At 69.1% G+C, this 16788-nt stretch carries 19 protein-coding genes and 1 tRNA gene; 9 read left to right on the top strand and 11 right to left on the bottom strand.

Annotation, left to right across the window (positions count from 1 at the left end; genetic code table 11):
* Positions 1-7 precede the first annotated feature (7 nt).
* The 6 genes from JWN21_RS06595 to JWN21_RS06570 form a co-directional block, all read right to left on the bottom strand.
* Positions 8-649 (bottom strand): phosphoribosylanthranilate isomerase, encoded by a 642-nt coding sequence (locus tag JWN21_RS06595; protein WP_299647477.1) that lies wholly within the window; start codon positions 647-649, stop codon positions 8-10.
* A 150-nt stretch (positions 650-799) separates the two neighbouring features.
* A complete protein-coding gene (gene pyrF / locus JWN21_RS06590) occupies positions 800-1474 on the bottom strand; it encodes an orotidine-5'-phosphate decarboxylase (RefSeq protein ID WP_299647476.1) in 675 nt (224 codons plus the stop codon).
* Positions 1471-1785, bottom strand: coding sequence for a hypothetical protein (locus JWN21_RS06585; RefSeq protein WP_299647475.1), 315 nt, complete (start codon positions 1783-1785; stop codon positions 1471-1473). The genes pyrF and JWN21_RS06585 overlap by 4 nt, the downstream gene beginning before the upstream one ends.
* Positions 1786-1845: 60 nt before the next feature.
* Positions 1846-4086: a patatin-like protein gene (locus JWN21_RS06580; protein ID WP_299647474.1), complete on the bottom strand. Its 2241-nt coding sequence runs from the start codon at positions 4084-4086 to the stop codon at positions 1846-1848.
* Entirely contained in the window at positions 4083-4880 is a 798-nt protein-coding gene (locus tag JWN21_RS06575; protein ID WP_299647473.1) for an endonuclease/exonuclease/phosphatase family protein, read from the bottom strand. Before JWN21_RS06575 ends, JWN21_RS06580 begins: the two co-directional genes overlap by 4 nt.
* A gap of 154 nt (positions 4881-5034) precedes the next feature.
* A tRNA-Thr gene (locus JWN21_RS06570) sits at positions 5035-5107 on the bottom strand.
* Between the two features lie 110 nt (positions 5108-5217).
* Here JWN21_RS06570 and JWN21_RS06565 point away from each other — a divergent pair.
* Positions 5218-5739, top strand: a complete 522-nt coding sequence (locus tag JWN21_RS06565) for an OmpA family protein (protein ID WP_299647472.1) — start codon at positions 5218-5220, stop codon at positions 5737-5739.
* Here JWN21_RS06565 and JWN21_RS06560 read toward each other — a convergent pair.
* The 3 genes from JWN21_RS06560 to JWN21_RS06550 all read right to left on the bottom strand — a co-directional run bounded on the left by JWN21_RS06560 (position 5731) and on the right by JWN21_RS06550 (position 8270).
* Positions 5731-6492: a YkgJ family cysteine cluster protein gene (locus JWN21_RS06560; RefSeq protein ID WP_299647471.1), complete on the bottom strand. Its 762-nt coding sequence runs from the start codon at positions 6490-6492 to the stop codon at positions 5731-5733. The two genes, JWN21_RS06565 and JWN21_RS06560, sit on opposite strands and share 9 nt — an antisense overlap.
* Before the next feature lie 117 nt (positions 6493-6609).
* Positions 6610-6885 (bottom strand): hypothetical protein, encoded by a 276-nt coding sequence (locus tag JWN21_RS06555; RefSeq protein WP_299647470.1) that lies wholly within the window; start codon positions 6883-6885, stop codon positions 6610-6612.
* A 41-nt stretch (positions 6886-6926) separates the two neighbouring features.
* Positions 6927-8270, bottom strand: a complete 1344-nt coding sequence (locus tag JWN21_RS06550) for a replication-associated recombination protein A (protein WP_299647469.1) — start codon at positions 8268-8270, stop codon at positions 6927-6929.
* Between the two features lie 235 nt (positions 8271-8505).
* Between JWN21_RS06550 and JWN21_RS06545 the strand changes: the two genes are divergently transcribed.
* Entirely contained in the window at positions 8506-9096 is a 591-nt protein-coding gene (locus JWN21_RS06545) for a PadR family transcriptional regulator (protein WP_299647468.1), read from the top strand.
* Complete coding sequence (locus JWN21_RS06540) at positions 9093-9410, top strand: DUF2218 domain-containing protein (protein ID WP_299647467.1); 318 nt, start codon at positions 9093-9095, stop codon at positions 9408-9410. Before JWN21_RS06545 ends, JWN21_RS06540 begins: the two co-directional genes overlap by 4 nt.
* On the opposite strand, the gene JWN21_RS06535 is transcribed toward JWN21_RS06540, so the two are convergent.
* On the bottom strand, positions 9385-10542 hold the full coding sequence (locus tag JWN21_RS06535) for a glycosyltransferase family 1 protein (protein ID WP_299647466.1): 1158 nt from the start codon (positions 10540-10542) through the stop codon (positions 9385-9387). The two genes, JWN21_RS06540 and JWN21_RS06535, sit on opposite strands and share 26 nt — an antisense overlap.
* A gap of 44 nt (positions 10543-10586) precedes the next feature.
* Positions 10587-11372, bottom strand: a complete 786-nt coding sequence (locus JWN21_RS06530) for an energy transducer TonB (protein WP_299647465.1) — start codon at positions 11370-11372, stop codon at positions 10587-10589.
* Between the two features lie 95 nt (positions 11373-11467).
* Between JWN21_RS06530 and radA the strand changes: the two genes are divergently transcribed.
* The 6 genes from radA to JWN21_RS06500 all read left to right on the top strand — a co-directional run.
* Entirely contained in the window at positions 11468-12832 is a 1365-nt protein-coding gene (radA, locus tag JWN21_RS06525) for a DNA repair protein RadA (protein ID WP_299647464.1), read from the top strand.
* Positions 12833-13028: 196 nt separating this feature from the next.
* Positions 13029-13577 carry a CvpA family protein gene (locus JWN21_RS06520; RefSeq protein WP_299647463.1) on the top strand — a complete coding sequence of 183 codons (549 nt, stop codon included), beginning with the start codon at positions 13029-13031 and terminating at the stop codon, positions 13575-13577.
* Entirely contained in the window at positions 13574-14023 is a 450-nt protein-coding gene (locus tag JWN21_RS06515) for an iron-sulfur cluster assembly scaffold protein (RefSeq protein WP_299647462.1), read from the top strand. Before JWN21_RS06520 ends, JWN21_RS06515 begins: the two co-directional genes overlap by 4 nt.
* Positions 14016-15818 carry a cation:proton antiporter gene (locus JWN21_RS06510; RefSeq protein ID WP_299647461.1) on the top strand — a complete coding sequence of 601 codons (1803 nt, stop codon included), beginning with the start codon at positions 14016-14018 and terminating at the stop codon, positions 15816-15818. The genes JWN21_RS06515 and JWN21_RS06510 overlap by 8 nt, the downstream gene beginning before the upstream one ends.
* Positions 15815-16147 carry a DUF423 domain-containing protein gene (locus tag JWN21_RS06505; RefSeq protein ID WP_299647459.1) on the top strand — a complete coding sequence of 111 codons (333 nt, stop codon included), beginning with the start codon at positions 15815-15817 and terminating at the stop codon, positions 16145-16147. Before JWN21_RS06510 ends, JWN21_RS06505 begins: the two co-directional genes overlap by 4 nt.
* Before the next feature lie 52 nt (positions 16148-16199).
* Positions 16200-16788 (top strand): hypothetical protein (locus JWN21_RS06500; protein WP_299647457.1); only part of this gene is annotated, 589 nt, incomplete at its 3' end.

Genomic DNA, 16788 nt, shown 5'->3' with positions numbered 1-16788 from the left:
GGAGGAGCTAAAATGCCGAGGCGACCTCCTTTAGAAACGCGGCGATCAACCCCGCATCCTTCACCCCCGGCGCGGTCTCCACCCCCGAAGACACGTCCACCAGCGTCGCGCCCGTGCGATGGATCGCCTCGCCGACATTGCTCGCGTCCAGCCCGCCCGACAGCGCCCAGGGCAGCGGGTGGCGGAAGCCTTCGAGCAGCGTCCAGTCGAACCGCACGCCCATACCGCCCGGCAGCGCGGCATCGTCCGGCGTCCTGGCGTCATAGAGGATGCAATCGGCCGCCCCGGCGTAGCCGCGCGCCTGGTCGAGGTCGGTGCGGCTCTTCACCGCGACCACCGCCCATAGCTTCCGCGCAAATCGTGCGCGAACGGCGGCGGCGCGGTCGGGCGTTACGCGATGGAGCTGCACGGCGTCGAGCTGCCCGGCCGCGATGCTGCGTTCCAGCAGCTCGTCATCGGGATCGACATAGACGCCGACCCTGGTGACATGCGGCGGCACGCGTGCGGCGAGACCTGCGACGGTGTCGAACGACACCGCGCGCGGCGAAGGCGGAAAGAAGTTGAAGCCGAGGTGGCTCGCGCCGCCGCCGATCGCCGCGTCGACCGTCTCGGGCGTCGACAGGCCGCAGATCTTGGCGGTGATGGGCATGGTGCGGCTATAGAGCGACGGGGTGGAGGAGCAACCGGAACAGTTCATGCCGTGATCGGCTGCGTCGGGTCGTCATTTATGATCCAAGGCCACCAATCAGCCTTCCCCGGCTTCTGCCGGGGAAGTGCTTCATCTGCACTGAGTCAGGGTCTAGAGCGTCGCCCCGATCGCACGCGCGGCGGCGTCGGGGTCCTCGGCCTGGGTGATCGGTCGCCCGATCACCAGGATCGAGGCGCCGGCGTCCAGCGCCTCGCGCGGCGTGACGACGCGCTTCTGATCGCCGGACTTGCCAGCCGCCGGACGCACACCCGGTACGACGAAGAAGCCCTTGGGCCACGCGGCCTTGGCGGCGGCGACCTCAGCGCCCGAGCAGACGATGCCGTCCAGCCCGGCTTCGCGCGCCAGTTCGGCGAGACGCACGACCTGATCGTGCGCGGAGCCGGTGACGCCGGTGGCGGCGAGGTCCTGTGCGTCGAGGCTGGTCAGCATGGTGACGCCGACCACCTTCGTCGCGCGCGGTGCGGCAGCCCTCGCGTCCTCCATCATCGCCCGACCACCGGCGGCATGAACGGTCAGAATGGCCGGTTCCAGCTGAGCGAGTGCCTGCACCGCCTTGGCGACGGTGTTGGGGATATCGTGCAGTTTCAGGTCCAGGAAGATCGGCAAACCAAAGTGCGCCATTTCGCGCACCCCCGCCTGGCCATGCGCCGCGAAGAACTCCAGCCCGAGCTTCAATCCGCCGACATGATGACGCACCCGCGCGGCGATCGCCTGAGCCCGCGCGAGATCGGGCGTGTCGAGCGCGACATAGACGCGGCTCGTCATGCCTGCGCCGTCGGTTCGGGAGCGGGCAGCATCGGCTCCGTACGCGGCTCCGTCGGCAGGCTCATCCGCAGCGCCTCCACCGTGCGCTCGGTGGTCTGCAGCCGCTGCCGCAACCGCCAGCGCGCGGTGACGTGGTAGAGCAGCATCGGCAACAGCCCCAACAGGAACGTGACGAGCAGCAGGAAGGGCAGGTTCACCAGCGCGACCAGCCCGCCCCAGAGGTGGATCTCGACGCGCGTCCAATTGCCGAAGGTGAACACCGCGGCGAGAAAGGCGAGCAGGCACCAGAACAGGTATTTGAGAAACTGCATGGCGGCGGAGGGTATCGCGATTGGCGGCGGGATGCCAGCCCGCCGGTCACCCCGGCGGGCTTAGCCGATCTCTTCACGCAAGGACGCGATCAACGGTGCGATTGCGGTCAGCCGCGGTTCTTCCGCGTCCAGGATGGCTTGGAAGGCCTGGCGCTTGAACGCAGTGACGCGGCCGGGCTTGAGGCGCTTGGGCGCGGTGGAGACGGTGATGTCGATCAGCCGCTCGGCACCGTGCAGACGGCCCCACAGATAATCGTTCTCCCGATACGCGCGGCTGAAGAAGGCGCCGAAGTTGTTGAACTGAATACCCTTCAACGTCGCCTCGGCCCCGCCGGTCCGGATGGAGGTCGCGTCGTCGGGCGCGATGCGATCGACCTTGATCGGGTCGAACTCATCCAGCCCCTCGCCCTGCAACAGCGGCAGCGTGGCGACGTCGAACCACGGGAAGCCGAGATAGGTTAGCAGCAACGGACGGCGCTGCACGATCGGCAGGTTCGCCAGCGCCCTGGCGAGGCTCGCATCGGTCTCCGCATCGAGCCCGGTGAGATCGAGCGAGTCGAACAGCGCGTCGAGCAACGCAGGCCAGTCGGGCCGGGCACGGCGCAGTAGAGGCCGGAGCCTTCGGTGCGTTTCCGCGCGTTGTCGCTCTCCATAGCGCGCCAGCGCCGCGTAGATCGCCTCGCGGGTCGGGGCGAGCGCCTCTTCCTCCCCCTCGTGCTCCACCTCCGCCAGCCGACGCGCGAGCAGGCGCAGACGTCGGATGCGATAGCGCAGGTCGAATCCGCGGAGGACCGCGACGGTGGTTTCCTCGTTACCCGCCGGCCGCCGCCTCGGCATTGCTTCGCCGAGCGCGAGCGCGAGCGCCTCCGGAGTGCGGCGATCATGCACCGCCGCCAACAGCTCCGCCAGCGTGTCCACCACACCGGTCAGCTTGAGGAGGGTGTAGGACGTATGCGCATAACCGGCGTGATCGACCGCGGCGGTGTGCGCGCGCCGACGCCAGTCGCCAAGCCGTGCAGGCGTCGGTAGCTCCCTGTCCAGCTCGTCGCCGAACACCGCGCCGACCTCCGCATCCACCGTCGGGCGGATCGCCGCCAGAATGCCGCGCAGCCGGTGCGTGCGCATGGACCGCGCCGCGATCGCCTCCAGATTGTCGCGGATCGGCTGCTGGCGCGGCAGGTCGCTGAGCGCCCCGAGGATGGTCTTGAACCAGCCCGGCTCCTCGCCGGCCGTGCGCGGTCGCAGCTTGTTGCGCGGCGACGGGTCGATGTACACGAACCGGCGGTCGACCTCGCGCTTGGCGGGTCGCTGTCTCAGGGCTTCGATAGCAGGGCGGAACGGCGCGTTGGCGAGCACGGAGCCGTCGATCAGCACCGCCTTGTCCGCCGCGCCGACGGCGTCGTGGCGAGGAAGGATGCGGGCGAGGAACGCCTTTCGGCCCCGCCAGGTCTTGCGTCGTTGCTTCAGTACGCGGTCAAGTTCGCCGACGGTGAAGGGCGGAAAAGCGCCGGGAAAGCTGGAGGTCGCGCGCGCGGCAAAGGCGAGTTCGGGCAGCGCAGCGAGCGAGTCGCCCACGCGCGCGTCGTCGGTGAAATGCACCACGACACGATGTTCGGTCTCGATCACCTCGGGCGGCGAGTTGAGCCGCAGCCGCTCGGGGTGGCCGGTGAAGTCGGTGACGGTGACGAACAGGTCGAGCGGCTGCTCGGGGGGCAGCAGGCGCGGACCGCGCGGTGACGACGCCATCGCGTCAAGCGCGTCGAGCAGCAGCCCGGTGAACCCCGGTCCCGAAAACGGCGGTTCGAACCAGCGCGATCGGATCAGATGCGAGAGCTTGGCGCGCACCTCGCCCTGGGTCGCCTCGTCCAGCTCCTCCATACCACGCCCGGCCGCCATCCAGGCGAGCGGCCTCGCCCACATCTTCGAGAAGCGCGACGCCGGCGCGGCGTCGGTATCGATCAGCGCCTCGACATCGGCGGATGTCAGCCACAGGTCGGTAAGCGGGTCCAGACTTTGCCCCGTGGCGATCGCCTGGGCGAGGAAGATGCCGTTGATCCCGCCCGCCGACGCGCCCGCGATGATGTCGGGCAGCACCCGGATGCGCAGGTCCGCCTCGCGCTCCAGCTCTGCGAGCAGTGCCTGATACACGCCCTGGCTGCCGCTGCCCGGCGCCGCGCCGTCGTGGACCGCGCGGCTGGCGCAGGCGAGCCGCCACACCTCCTTGGTGATGCCGTGCATGTAGACGGCGAGGCTGACCCCGCCGTAACAGACCAGGGCGAGGCGGAGCTCCTTTTCCCTCATTTCCCCTCCCGCTCGCGGGAGGGGAAAGGGTCGGGGTGGTCTGCGGGAGCTGCGTCCGGTTCAGGCCCAACCCCGACCCCTCCCGCAAGCGGGAGGGGAGCAACGTCCAGCACCGCCCAGATCGGCAGGTGATCGGAAGCGATGCGGGCGGCCGGGGTGGTGTGAACGCCACAATCGACGACCGTCAGGTCCGGCGAGACCATGATGCGGTCGAGCCGCCCCATTGGCTTGCGCGCGTGAAAGGATGGGCCGGTCTCGGCGGAGCGATAGTGGCGGTGGAAGTCCCGCAGGCAACCACCGGCGGCGGTCCATTCGTTGAGATCGCCCATCAGCACGGTCGGGCGGACCTCCGCCGCGTGATCGACATGCGCCATGACCGCCGCCGCCTGTCGCCGGCGCCACAGGCCGGACAGGTCGAGGTGCATGCCGACGACGCGGATCGCGACACCTTGCGGCAGCGTGACATCGGCCGTGACCGCGCCGCGCGGCTCCAGCGCGGGCAGGTGGACCGGCCCGGCGCTCTGCACGGTGGCCGCCTTGCGCACCAACAGCGCGTTGCCGTGCCAGCCCATCGAGGCGGCGCGCATCCCCAGCGCCACCGCCTGCCAGTCCGATCTTTCGTCGAGCAGGTGCGGCGAGATGACGCAGCTCCGCGCGCCGAAGCGCCGATCCGCCTCCTGCAGCGCGATCACGTCGGCGTCGATCTCGCGAAGTACGTCCAGGATGCGTTCGGGCGACCGCTTGCGGTCCAGTCCGACGCCCTTGCGTATGTTGTAGCTGGCGACTTTTATCATTCCCCAGTTCGTAACGCGGGGGGAATGAAGGTGGTTGCCTTCGGCGCGCGCGTCACGGGAGTAAATCCCGTGACGTCGAAGCTCCGCTGGGCCGAGCCCGGCCGCGTTCGGCAGTCTCCTACGCAGCTACGCTGCATGCGTGCTGCCGTCGCGGTGCCGGTTGCAGGAATCGAACCCGCGACATCCAGTTTACAAAACTGGCGCTCTACCAACTGAGCTAAACCGGCCCGAACCGTCCTTGGTTCAGGAAAGCGCGAAAATCCAGTGGCGGTTGGTCGCATTTGACTGGGGCGCGTCGGGGGGGCTGATAGGCTGTGTCGAAATAGGGGAGGGCGAGATGCGGAAATTGACCTGGCTGGCGGCGGTGGGCGTGATCGCAACGCCGATGATGGCGCAGGCGCAGCAGCGAACGCCGGAGGATTATGTCTGCCTGCTGACCGGCAGATGCGGGCCGGAGGCCGGGTCTGCCGCACCGCCGGAAAGTGGCCCGGGGAAACGGTTCGCCCTTGCCACGGCACCAGCCGCGCCGGTCGACTTGCGGCTGACCTTCGCCTCCGGCTCGGCTGCGCTGTCGGCGACCGCACAGCGCGAAGCCCGCGCCTTGGCGGCGGCGCTGGCGCGGCCGGCGTTGGCGGTCCGCCGCCTGCGGATCGAAGGGCATACCGACTCGGCCGGGCGGCGCGCCACCAACCTGGCCTTGTCGCAGCGGCGCGCGGCGGCGGTGGTGGCCTATCTCGCGACGCAAGGCGTGGCGCGGGCGCGGCTCACCGCGATCGGGTATGGCTCGGGCCGCCCATTGCCCGATCTGCCGCCCGGCGCGGCCGCCAATCGGCGGGTGGTCGCGATCCTGTTACCCTGAGGCCCCTCCGGCGGTGATTACAGCGCGCAGCAGGTCGGGTCCGCCCTGTCGGCGCGGCGGTGGCGCCAACTTGGCGAAACGGAGCGCCAGCACCAGCGGCATCCAGCCCTCTTCGGGGTCGGCACGAACCAGCGAACGCGACAGCTTCCAGTCGATCGGCACCATGTCGATCTGCCGATCTTGCAGCGCAGCGCAGTTCTCGGCGGGCGAGGTGACGAGATACTCTCGACAACCGAGCGGCCGATCGGCGTGGATCGTGCAGGCTTCGTCCTCGAGGAAAGGACAGGGGATCGCGAGACGGAAGTAGCGCATGCCTTGGTCCGCCGACCTGATCGTGGACGGATCGGACAACTCGCTCAGGAGCCCCGCCGCGTCGAGCGCCGCCAGCGCGGCGTCGAAGCGCGCGCGCACGGCCAGGCGGCGCTCCGCCGGCAGCGCGTCGACCACCGCCGCGAGGTGGCGCGCTTCGCTGCCTGCGACCGGCACCAGCTGGCGACAGCACGCGCCGCAGCCCGCCCGGCAGGAGATCGTCTGGCCCGCCGCTTCGACCCGCGCCGTGCCGCGCGCGGCGAACAGACTGGCGAGGCCCTGCAGCACGGGCAGCAGCTCGACCATCGTCGTTGGGCCAGCGGGGATGGTGATCTTGAGCGTCAACGACGCGCCGCCCGCGGTCAGCTCGATCGTTGCCGTGGTCAGCTCGGCATGGCGAGCCGGATCGACCGATAGGTGGACGGTGTGGCCGGCCATGCGCATCGGTGAACGGTACAGCCGCGAAACGACCCCCGCAAACCGGCGGGCATGCCGATCAGGGGCGTTCGCCGAACTTCCGTCGCACGCTGGACGTCGCCGCGTCCCACCACGCGCGGAAGATCACGAGGCGGACACGATCCGGGTCGGTGCTGGCATAGCGGACCAGCAGGCCGGACCAGTTCGCGTAAGGGGTGTCTGCCAGAAGGTGGCGGGATCGCTCTCGATCAACACGGCCTTGTCCTCGAACGGGCTGCGGACATGGAAGCTGTCGGGCTCGTGCCCGGTCGACACGAACATCCGACCGCCTACCTTGATCGAAGGCTGGCGATAGGAGGTGGCGGCTTCCGCCCCCGGCAGCGTGAGCGCGAAGTCGGCGACATCTTCCCAGCTGTTCATAAGGTCACTCCCCCGGAGTTCGCGGCGGGCGTAACCCTGGCTCACTGGCGACCCTGTCCGTCTCCCGCTCGCGGAGAAGGGCTGGACCTCCGCTCGTTCCACCATGCCATCCGTTCCGCGACGCGCTTTTCGAACCCGCGGTCGGTGGGCTCATAATAGGTCTGCGGCTCCATCTCGTCGGGCCAGTAGTCCGCCCCGGAGAACGCGCCGTCCGTGTCATGATCGTAGGCATAGCCTTTGCCATAGCCGAGATCGCGCATCAGCTTGGTCGGGGCGCCGAGGATGTGCTTGGGCGGGCTGAGCGAGCCGTTCGCCTTGGCGCTCGCCCACGCCGCCTTTTGCGCGGCGTACACCGCATTCGATTTGGGTGCGGTCGCGAGGTACACGCACGCCTGCGCGATCGCCAGCTCCCCTTCCGGGGAGCCGAGGAAGTCGTACGCGTCCTTGGCCGCGATGCACTGTAGCAACGCCTGCGGGTCGGCGAGGCCGATGTCCTCCACGGCGGCACGCGTCAGGCGGCGGAGCACATAAAGCGGCTCCTCTCCGGCCGTCAGCATGCGCGCCAGATAGTAGAGCGCCGCCTGCGGATCGGACCCCCTGATCGATTTGTGGAGCGCGGAGATGATGCCGTAATGACCCTCGCGGTCCTTGTCGTACACGGCGACGCGGCGTTGCAGGAACTCGCCCAGCGCGCGCGCGTCGAGCGGCGCGGCGAGGCCTGCGGCGAACAGCGTCTCTGCCTGGTTGAGCAGGAACCGTCCGTCGCCATCGGCGCTGGCGATCAGCGCGTCGCGCGCCTGGCGGTCCAGCGGCAGCGGGCCCGACAGGCCCTCGGCACGCGCGAGCAGGCGCTCCAGTGCGGCGTGGTCCAGCCGACGCAGCACCAGCACCTGCGCGCGGCTCAGCAACGCGGCATTGAGCTCGAAGGACGGGTTCTCGGTGGTGGCCCCGACCAGCGTGACGGTGCCGTCCTCGACGAATGGAAGAAAGCCATCCTGCTGCGCCCGGTTGAAGCGGTGGATCTCATCCACGAACAGCAGGGTCTTGGCCCCCGCGCGTCCGTGCTCGCGTGCTTCCGCGAACACGCGCTTGAGATCGGCGACGCCGGAGAACACGGCGGAAATCGCCACGAAGCGAAGTCCCACGGCATCGGCGAGGAGCCGTGCAATGGTGGTCTTGCCGGTTCCGGGCGGCCCCCACAGGATGAGCGAGGACAGCCGCCGCGCCGCAACCATTCGCCCGATCGCGCCGTCGGCCCCGGTTAGATGCTCCTGCCCGACGACGTCGGCGAGTTGTCGTGGCCGCAGGCGGTCAGCCAGCGGCGCGTCGGCTGGTGACGGCTCTGCGGGCAGGGGTGGATCAAATGCGGCGAACAGGTCGGCCATGAGCCGCCGATACGTCTGCCCGGCGCACGCGTCACCCTGAACTTGTTTCAGGATCCATGCGCGTTCCGGGGCTCCGCTTGAAAACGAAGCGGGTGGGAGGGCGGGCGTGGATGCTGAAACGAGTTCAGCATTACGTAGAAGAAAGTCAGCAGTGCGTAAGATATATCGCAGACCGCTCTTGCATGACCATCAACAAGATATATCTTAGCTGCATCGTGCTATACGGAGGCTTGTCATGCATTTCCATTTCAGTCGCGGTTGCGGATCACGAGGTCGTGGCGATCGGTGGGAGCACTTCGCCACTCGCTTCGCAGCCAGGTTCGACGAGGCCCAGGGTCTTGGCCGCGGCTCCAGCGGCCGCGGCCGCCGGATGTTCGACGGCGGCGAGCTGCGGCTGGTGCTGCTCAAGCTGATCGCCGACGAGCCCCGCCACGGCTACGATCTCATCCGCGAGATCGAGGAGCTGACCGGCGGCGCCTATGCCCCCAGCCCGGGCGTCGTCTACCCGACGCTGGCGCTGCTCGACGAGATGGGCCTGATCGAGGAGCAGCGCTCCGAAGGTGCCAAGAAGCGCTTCGCCTCTACCGAGGAGGGCCGCAAGCATCTCGACGAGAAGCGCGCCGAGGCCGATGCGCTGATCGCGCGCCTGACCGAGCTGGGCGCGCATCGTCAGCGGTCGGACCGTGGGCCGGTGCGGCGTGCGATGGGCAATCTGGGGCAAGCGGTCGGTAACCGCGTGTCGCGCGGCGACTGGTCCGACGACACGCTGCACGATATCGCCGCGCTGATCGACGAGGTGGCGCAAAAGATCGAGCGGCTGCGTTGATCGCCGCCGTCGCCACCGTACCGACCCAATCGGCGAGCCGCTATCTGCAGCAGGTGTGCAAGCACTGGACGCACAATCTGCAGGTCTCGTTCACCGCCGACCATGGCACGGTCGCGTTCCCGAAGGATGCGCGCGGGGCGGACTATCCGGCCGACGCGCTGGTCACCTTCGACGCTACCGCCGCCGCGCTGGCCATCCGCATCGATGCAAGCTCGGCCGAGCAGATGGCGGGGCTGCAAGGAGCGGTGGCCCGCCATGTGGACCGGTTTGCGTTCCGGGAGGCGCCGCTCAGCTTTGATTGGCAGCCTGGGTAGCAAGCTCCAGATACACGTCCAGCACCGCCTGATTGGCCGCATCCCAGCGATAGCCTGACGCCTTGTGGTGACCAGCCGCACCCATGCCTGCTCGCAGGTCGGGTTGCGCGACGATGCGCGCGATCGCATCGGCATAGGCTTCGCAATCGCGGGGCGGGACCAGGAAGCCGGTGATGCCCGGCTCGACCAGGTCGATTGCGCCGGTGGCGTTGGCGGCGACCACCGGCACGCCCGCCGCCATCGCCTCCAGCGTGACGTTGCCGAACGTCTCCGTGACGCTGGGGTTGAAGAACACGTCCATCGACGCGACCGCCCGGCCGAGATCGTCGCCAGACTGAAATCCGGCGAACACCGCGTCGGGAACCTGTTCGGCGAACCAGGCCTGCGCCGGCCCCTCGCCGACCACCAGCGTGCGTGCGGGAACGCCGCGGCGGCGCAGCTTCGCCATCACCTCCGCGAACACGTCGAGGCCTTTTTCCTTCACCACGCGCCCCAGGAAGCCGACCGCCACGTCATCGTCGCCCAGCCCCAGCGAGCGGCGCCAGGCGAGATCGCGCCGCGCGGGCGTGAAGCGGTCATGGTCGATGCCGCGCGACCAGATCGCCATCGGCGTCTTCACGCCCCACCCGCGCACCACCGCCGCCATCGACTCCGCGGGCGGCATGACGCGGTCGACCCGTTCGTAGAAGCGCTTCTGCACGCCTACGAGCAGCGGCTCGAGCATTCCGGCGTGGTAGTATCTGAGGTAGGTTTCGAAGCGCGTGTGGAGCGACGCCACGCACGGGATGTGCCTCGCGCGTGCCCAGCTGACCGCGCGGTGGCCGAGGATGTCGGGGGCGGAGAGGTGGACGATCGTCGGGCCGAACGCTTTCAGGTCGCGCCGGATCGCACCCGGCAAGCCCAATGCCATGCGGTACTCGCCGCGCTCGCCCGGCAGCGCGATCGAGCGGACGCTGACGAGATCGCCCGTGTGCTCGAAGGCCGGCACGCTGGTGGTCGGTGCGTAGATCCGCACCGCGACACCGTGGCGCAGCAAGAACCCGACCAGCAGGTTCAGCGCCTGGGTAGGGCCATCGCGCGTGTAGTTGTAGTTGCCGCTGAAGAGCGCGACGCGGAGGTCCGACGGCTGCATGGAGGCGGGCCTTAGCCCTGGCCTGCCTGGATTGCGAGGCGGCGCTAACGCATCCCCGCTAAAACCCAGCGCACGGGCAGGACGTAAGTGGAACGTAGCCCGTTTCCACTCTTGTCGCGAGGGGGCGTGAAGCGGATCTTCATGGCCGCCTTGCATGTGCCGGCGTTAAGCTCGGGTCCTGCAGACGACAGAACGCGGCAGCCGTCTACCGCGCCGGATCCGTTTATCTTGAGCAAGGCGATAACACGGCCGTAAATACGCTTCCTCAGCGCTTCCGGTGGATATGAACTAGCGCCGAACTGCTCGGCAGGGTCGCCCACCAGTTGGGAGACACCCTCACCAGGAACCGGGACAATGCCCCAGGACCTCTTTAGCCGATCAGTGCAGGTCTGTAGCGCCGCCTTCGCGGACCGCGCCGCGACAATGATGAAGCTGCGATCGATCGGCTTGGCGGCAATCCGGAGCACGTCCTGGTCGTTCAGCTGATCCAGTAGATCCCGTTCCACGGTCAAACGGGTCACCCGTCGCTTAGACAGCTCCGAGCGAACGGAGAAATATCTGCCCGCATACGGCTTGGCGGGCGCGAGAAGCTGGGCCGTGTACTCGCCGTCAAACTGCCGGCCCGAGGCGTCGCCACCAATCACGTAGAGTTCCATCGTCGGCAGATCGAGCAGGGGCTTGAACACCAAAGACAAAGCTTCGGCACCGGACGCATAGTCGATCTGCAACAGACACATGCCGTCTTCGCCCTTGACCTCCCAGGACCCGTTCGGAGCAAGGGCGGGCTGCGGCGTTGCGGCAACGAGGAGCGAAGCGGCAAAGATCGACATGACAACCCCAGCGTGAGTTGCGCAGTTGATTGCACGCCCCACAAGCACGTTCAAGCAATGTTCCCTCTCGTTGATGAGATGCTACAGACGCTCACATGGCCAAACCTCAGAAACGCTATGTCTGTCAGGCGTGCGGCTCGGTCGCGTCGCGCTGGGCCGGGCAGTGCGCGGACTGCGCGGAGTGGAACACGCTCGTCGAGGAGGCGGGGACGTTAGCGACGCCGTTCCAGGCCAAGCACAATCTGCAGGGTGGCGGACGGGTAGTGACGCTGACCGCGCTCAACGCGCCCGCCGTGCTGCCCGAGCGGCGGACATCGGGGATCGCGGAGCTGGACCGGGCGCTGGGCGGTGGCTTCGTCGAGGGGTCGGCGACGCTGATCGGCGGCGATCCGGGGATCGGCAAGTCGACGCTGCTGCTGCAGGCGGCGGCCCGGATGGCGCTGGCAGGGGCATCCGTTGCATACATCTCGGGTGAGGAGGCCGCTGACCAGGTGCGCCTGCGCGCGCAGCGTTTGGGGCTGGGCGATGCGCCGGTGCAGCTCGCCGCCGCGACATCGGTGCGCGACATCCTGACCACCTTGTCGATGGGGCAGCCGCCGGCGCTGGTGGTGATCGACTCGATCCAGACGATGCATTCGGACCTGATCGAGGGCGCACCCGGCACCGTCAGCCAGGTGCGCGCCTCGGCGGGCGAGCTGATTCGCTTCGCCAAGGAGCGCGGCTCGGCGGTGGTGCTGGTCGGCCACGTCACCAAGGACGGTGCCATCGCGGGCCCGCGCGTGCTGGAGCACATGGTCGACACGGTGCTGTCGTTCGAGGGCGAGCGGTCGCATCAATATCGCATCCTGCGCGCCAACAAGAACCGCTTCGGCGGCACCGACGAGATCGGCGTATTCGCGATGGAGGCGGGCGGGCTGGCGGAGGTGGCGAACCCGTCTGCCTTGTTCCTGACGCATCGCGACGAGGGCGTAACGGGTGCGACGGTGTTTCCCGCGCTGGAGGGCACGCGGCCGGTACTGGTAGAGATCCAGGCACTGGTGGTGCGGCTCGCCAGCGGGGCGACCCCGCGTCGGTCGGTGGTGGGGTGGGACGCGGGGCGGCTGGCGATGGTGCTGGCGGTGCTGGAGGCGCGCTGCGGGCTCTCCTTTTCCGCCTGCGAGGTGTATCTGAACGTCGCCGGCGGGTATCGCGTGCAGGATCCCGCCGCCGACCTGGCGGTCGCGGCGGCGCTGGTGTCGGGGCTGAGCGAACGACCCGTACCCGCCGAAGCGGTGGTGTTCGGCGAGATCGCGTTGTCGGGCGAGATCCGTCCGGTCGCGCACGCGCCGCTGCGGCTGAAGGAGGCAGGCAAGCTCGGCTTCGAACGCGCGCTGCTGCCGGCCGGTGCGAAAGGGGAGGGGATGCGTCTTTCCGGGTTCCGCACGCTGGCGCAGTTCGTGGATCATCTGTTGGGGCGGTAGCTGAAAACCCTCTCCCGCCTGCGGGAGAGGGACAGGCTTGCGCGAGCGAGCCAGGGTGAGCGTCTGACGCGGGTTCGACGGGGCTGCCCCTTCTAATTGCACGTCGTGCCCCCACCGTGCGGCCTGTGGCGGCTGTCCCTCTCGGGCCTGCGGGAGAGGGGTGGCGGTGGCCTCTTCAGCCCTCTACCTACCTCCCATGGGTCTCACCGCACTCGACATGCTTGTTCTGATCGGCGTCGCGCTGGCGGCGTTGCTGGGGTTGAAGCGCGGGTTCATGGCCGAGGTGCTGTCGCTGGGCGCCTGGGTCGCGGCGGTGCTGGCGCTCAAGGCATTTCATGCCCCGCTGACGCAGACGCTTAGCGGCACGATCGGCACGGTGTCGGGCGCGGCGGTGCTGGCATTCGCCATTCTGACCGGCGGCACCTTCCTGCTCGGACGAGTGGTCGCGAACGCGATCGGCAATCGGACCAAGAATTCGGTGCTGGGTCCGGTCGACCGCGCGCTCGGGTTCGGATTTGGAGCGTTGAAGGGCGTGATCCTGGCGAGCCTCGCCTTCCTGCTCGCGGCGCTGGTGGTCGACACCGCGCGCGGCGGGCGGCTCAACCGGCCGGAGTGGATGACCAAGTCGCGAACCTACCCGCTGCTCAACGCGACCAGTGCGGGCATCGCCGACATTCTCGACCGCCGCCGCAAGGGAGAACCGGTGTTCGGCCCCCGGCCGGTCAAGCCGAGCGCGGGCGCATGAGCGCGCCGCTGTACAACACCGACATCCTGCGTCTCGCCGCGAGCATCCCGTTTCACCAGCGTCTGCCCAACCCACAGGGCAGCGCGGAACGGCGTTCGCCGATATGCGGCAGCCGGGTGACGGTGGATGTCAACCTGGCACCCGATGGCAAGGTGGCCGAAGTGGGGCTGCTGGTCCGCGCATGCGCGCTGGGGCAGGCGTCGTCGTCGCTATTGGCCGCTGCCGTGGTCGGCCGCACCCCCGCCGAACTGGCCGCCGAGCGCGACACCCTGACCGCCTGGCTCGCGCGCGAAGGAGCGCAGCCGGAATGGCCGGGGGTGGCGGTGCTCGCCCCTGTTCTTGACTATCCGGCTCGCCACGCGTCGATCCGATTGGCGTTCGAGGCGGCGGCTGCGGCGGCTGCGGCGGCCGAACAGGCGGCCATGATCGAGGCGACGCATGGCTGACCTGTTCTGGCCGCTGCAGCAGTCGCGGTCATGGCTGGTTCACCACGTTCACGATTCGTCGGTCGTGGAAGGCGCGGTGCTGCTCGGCTTCGGGCTGCTGTTCGTGCTGATCTTTCGCAAGCTCGGGCTCGGCGCGACGCTGGGCTATCTGGTCGCGGGCGCGGTGATCGGGCCGCAGGTGCTGGGTCTCGTCGGTGGCGCGGAGTCGAAGATCGTCACGGCGGAGCTCGGCATCACATTGCTGCTGTTCATCGTCGGGCTGGAGCTGAACCCGGCCCGTTTGTGGAAGATGAAAGGCGAGATCTTCGGGCTCGGGCTGGCGCAGGTGGCGCTGTGCGGGCTGGCGGTGACCGCGATCGTCGCGTTCGGGGCGGGGTTCAGCTGGCAGGCGGCGCTGGCGCTGGGGCTGCCGCTGGCGCTGTCGTCGACGGCGCAGGTGCTGCCGATGCTGCAGTCGTCGGGGCGGCTTCGGACGCCGTTCGGGGAGCGGGCGTTCTCGATCCTGCTGTTCCAGGACCTGTCGCTGGTGCCGCTGATCACGCTGATCGCGGTGCTGTCACGCAACCCCGCCGACGCAGGCGGGCCGCCGGGGTGGGTGCTGGGTCTCAACACGGCGCTTGCCATCGTCGGGCTGATCCTCGCCGGCCGCTTTCTGCTTCGGCCGCTGTTCCGGTTGATCGGCAATCTGGGCGAGCGCGAGATGTTCGTGTTCGCCGCCCTGTTCACGGTCGCGGCGAGCGCCGCCGTCATGGAGCTGCTCGGCCTGTCCACCGCGCTCGGCGCGTTCATCGCCGGCGTGATGCTCGCCGACACGCCGTACCGGCACGAGCTGGAGACGGACGTGGAGCCGTTCCGGTCGGTGCTGCTCGGCCTGTTCTTCCTGTCGGTCGGCATGCTGCTCGATCTGCGCGCGATCGCCGAGCGGCCGCTGTTCGTGCTCGGCATGGCGCTGGCGCTGATCGCGGCCAAGGCGGGGATCATCACTGCGATCGGCGCGGCGATGAAGATGGGGTGGCGCCAGGCGCTGGCGCTGGGCCTGCTGCTCAGCCAGGGCGGCGAGTTCGGCTTTGTCCTGTTCGCGCAGGCGCAACAGGGACTGCTGATCGCACCCGAGGCTGCGAGCCTGTTCGGCGCGATCATCACCTTGTCGATGGCGACGACGCCGTTCCTGATGAGCTGGACCCGCCGGATCCGGCAACAGCCGCTGGCCGCGCGGGGCGAACGCGACGGTCCGGTATCCGACGGCGCCAACGCGCTGATCGTCGGCTATGGCCGGTTCGGCCAGACAGTCGCGCAGATGCTGATCGCGCAGGGCATCCCCGTGACGCTGATCGACACCGACATCGAGATGATCGACGTGGCGGGCGAGTTCGGCGCCAAGGTCTACTATGGCGACGGCACGCGGCTGGACCTGCTGCGCCAGGCGGGCGCGGCGGAGGCGGAGCTGATCTGCTTCTGCCTCGACGGCGACCAGATCACGCCCGAGCTGCTGGCGTCGGTGAGCGACACATTCCCGCATGCCACCGTGTTCGTGCGCGCGTTCGATCGGCGCGCGGTGATCAAGCTGGCGGGCGCCCCGATGGAATATGCGGTGCGCGAGGTGCTTGAGTCGGCGGTGGCCATGGCGCGGCGCGCGCTGCTGTCGGTCGGCGTCGACGGACCCGATATCGACCGTGCGGAGGATCGCTTCCGCAAGAACGACCGCGAGCGGCTGCGCGCACAGATTGATACGGGCGACCTGCGCGCGGCGCATGAGGTGATGCTGCGGCAGGAACAGCGCGAGAGCGCGACGTGAACTGGTTGGGCGTGCTCGCCGCGCTGTCCGGGGCGGTCGCGATCGGGGCAGGGGCGTTTGGCGCGCATGGGGCAGGCGAGCGCGCGGCATCGCTGCTGCGTACCGGCGGCGAGTATCAGCTGATCCATGCCGTCGCCGCACTGGTGGCCATGCAGCTCGGCGCGCGGGGCCCGGGGTGGCTGTTCGTCGCCGGCGCGGCGTTGTTCGCCGGGTCGCTGTACGCGCTGGCGCTGGGCGGCCCGCGCTGGCTGGGGCCGGTGACGCCGCTGGGCGGGGCGACGATGATCGCCGGCTGGCTGTGGCTGGCGTGGCAGCTCATGCGGCGTTGATCCAAACGCTTTCGTGAGCGTTGAGGCGCGCGACGTGTGACGGGAGTATCGGGTGCGACGATTGCTGATCGCGGCGCTGCTGGCTGCGGGCTTGCCCGCCTGCGACTTCGCCAAGCCCAAAACCCCCGCCGCCGATGAACGCAGCGCCAAGGACCGGCTTGCCAACGTCCGCCGGCTGAAGCGGGCGTGCGGGTCGGCGGAGACCTATGACCGGCTGAAAGCCTATGCCTTCGACGAAGCGACCAAGATCGGGCGCGGCAAGCCGGCGATGCTGGACCAGATCGCCGCCAGCGTCACCGTGCGCATGGAGAATCCGGTCGCGAAGAGCCGCGACGAGAAACTCGACGTGACGGTGTGCGAGGGGCATCTGGTGCTCGACCTGCCGCCGGGGCTGGAGGATGCGTTCGACGGCGATCGCCGGCTGGAGGCGGACGTGGAATATGCCGCACAGGCCGCGCTCGACGGCAGCGGCCTCGTCTATCAGATGCAGGGGGCGGAGCCGATCATCTACCGGCTCGCGGCGCTGACGCTGCGTGCGCCGGGACCGGGTGCGCCGGTGGTCGTGGCGAGCGCGCCGCCGCCCGTGCCGGAGCCCCGTTCCGCCGCGGTGACGGAACCCATGCCCGCGCCAGCACCGCCGC

Source organism: Sphingomonas bacterium (genome assembly GCF_028292945.1).
In the GTDB taxonomy this organism is placed as follows: domain Bacteria; phylum Pseudomonadota; class Alphaproteobacteria; order Sphingomonadales; family Sphingomonadaceae; genus Sphingomonas.
Note: the sequence above shows the minus strand (reverse complement) of the source record. Positions and strands in the feature narration are given on the sequence as shown.

Coding starts and splice junctions, on each gene's coding strand:
- JWN21_RS06595 (WP_299647477.1), bottom strand. CDS start 649: ATGCCCATCACCGCCAAGATCTGCGGCCTGTCGACGCCCGAGACGGTC.
- pyrF (WP_299647476.1), bottom strand. CDS start 1,474: ATGACGAGCCGCGTCTATGTCGCGCTCGACACGCCCGATCTCGCGCGG.
- JWN21_RS06585 (WP_299647475.1), bottom strand. CDS start 1,785: ATGCAGTTTCTCAAATACCTGTTCTGGTGCCTGCTCGCCTTTCTCGCC.
- JWN21_RS06580 (WP_299647474.1), bottom strand. CDS start 4,086: ATGAGGGAAAAGGAGCTCCGCCTCGCCCTGGTCTGTTACGGCGGGGTC.
- JWN21_RS06575 (WP_299647473.1), bottom strand. CDS start 4,880: ATGATAAAAGTCGCCAGCTACAACATACGCAAGGGCGTCGGACTGGAC.
- JWN21_RS06565 (WP_299647472.1), top strand. CDS start 5,218: ATGCGGAAATTGACCTGGCTGGCGGCGGTGGGCGTGATCGCAACGCCG.
- JWN21_RS06560 (WP_299647471.1), bottom strand. CDS start 6,492: ATGCGCATGGCCGGCCACACCGTCCACCTATCGGTCGATCCGGCTCGC.
- JWN21_RS06555 (WP_299647470.1), bottom strand. CDS start 6,885: ATGAACAGCTGGGAAGATGTCGCCGACTTCGCGCTCACGCTGCCGGGG.
- JWN21_RS06550 (WP_299647469.1), bottom strand. CDS start 8,270: ATGGCCGACCTGTTCGCCGCATTTGATCCACCCCTGCCCGCAGAGCCG.
- JWN21_RS06545 (WP_299647468.1), top strand. CDS start 8,506: ATGCATTTCCATTTCAGTCGCGGTTGCGGATCACGAGGTCGTGGCGAT.
- JWN21_RS06535 (WP_299647466.1), bottom strand. CDS start 10,542: ATGCAGCCGTCGGACCTCCGCGTCGCGCTCTTCAGCGGCAACTACAAC.
- JWN21_RS06530 (WP_299647465.1), bottom strand. CDS start 11,372: ATGTCGATCTTTGCCGCTTCGCTCCTCGTTGCCGCAACGCCGCAGCCC.
- radA (WP_299647464.1), top strand. CDS start 11,468: ATGGCCAAACCTCAGAAACGCTATGTCTGTCAGGCGTGCGGCTCGGTC.
- JWN21_RS06520 (WP_299647463.1), top strand. CDS start 13,029: ATGGGTCTCACCGCACTCGACATGCTTGTTCTGATCGGCGTCGCGCTG.
- JWN21_RS06515 (WP_299647462.1), top strand. CDS start 13,574: ATGAGCGCGCCGCTGTACAACACCGACATCCTGCGTCTCGCCGCGAGC.
- JWN21_RS06510 (WP_299647461.1), top strand. CDS start 14,016: ATGGCTGACCTGTTCTGGCCGCTGCAGCAGTCGCGGTCATGGCTGGTT.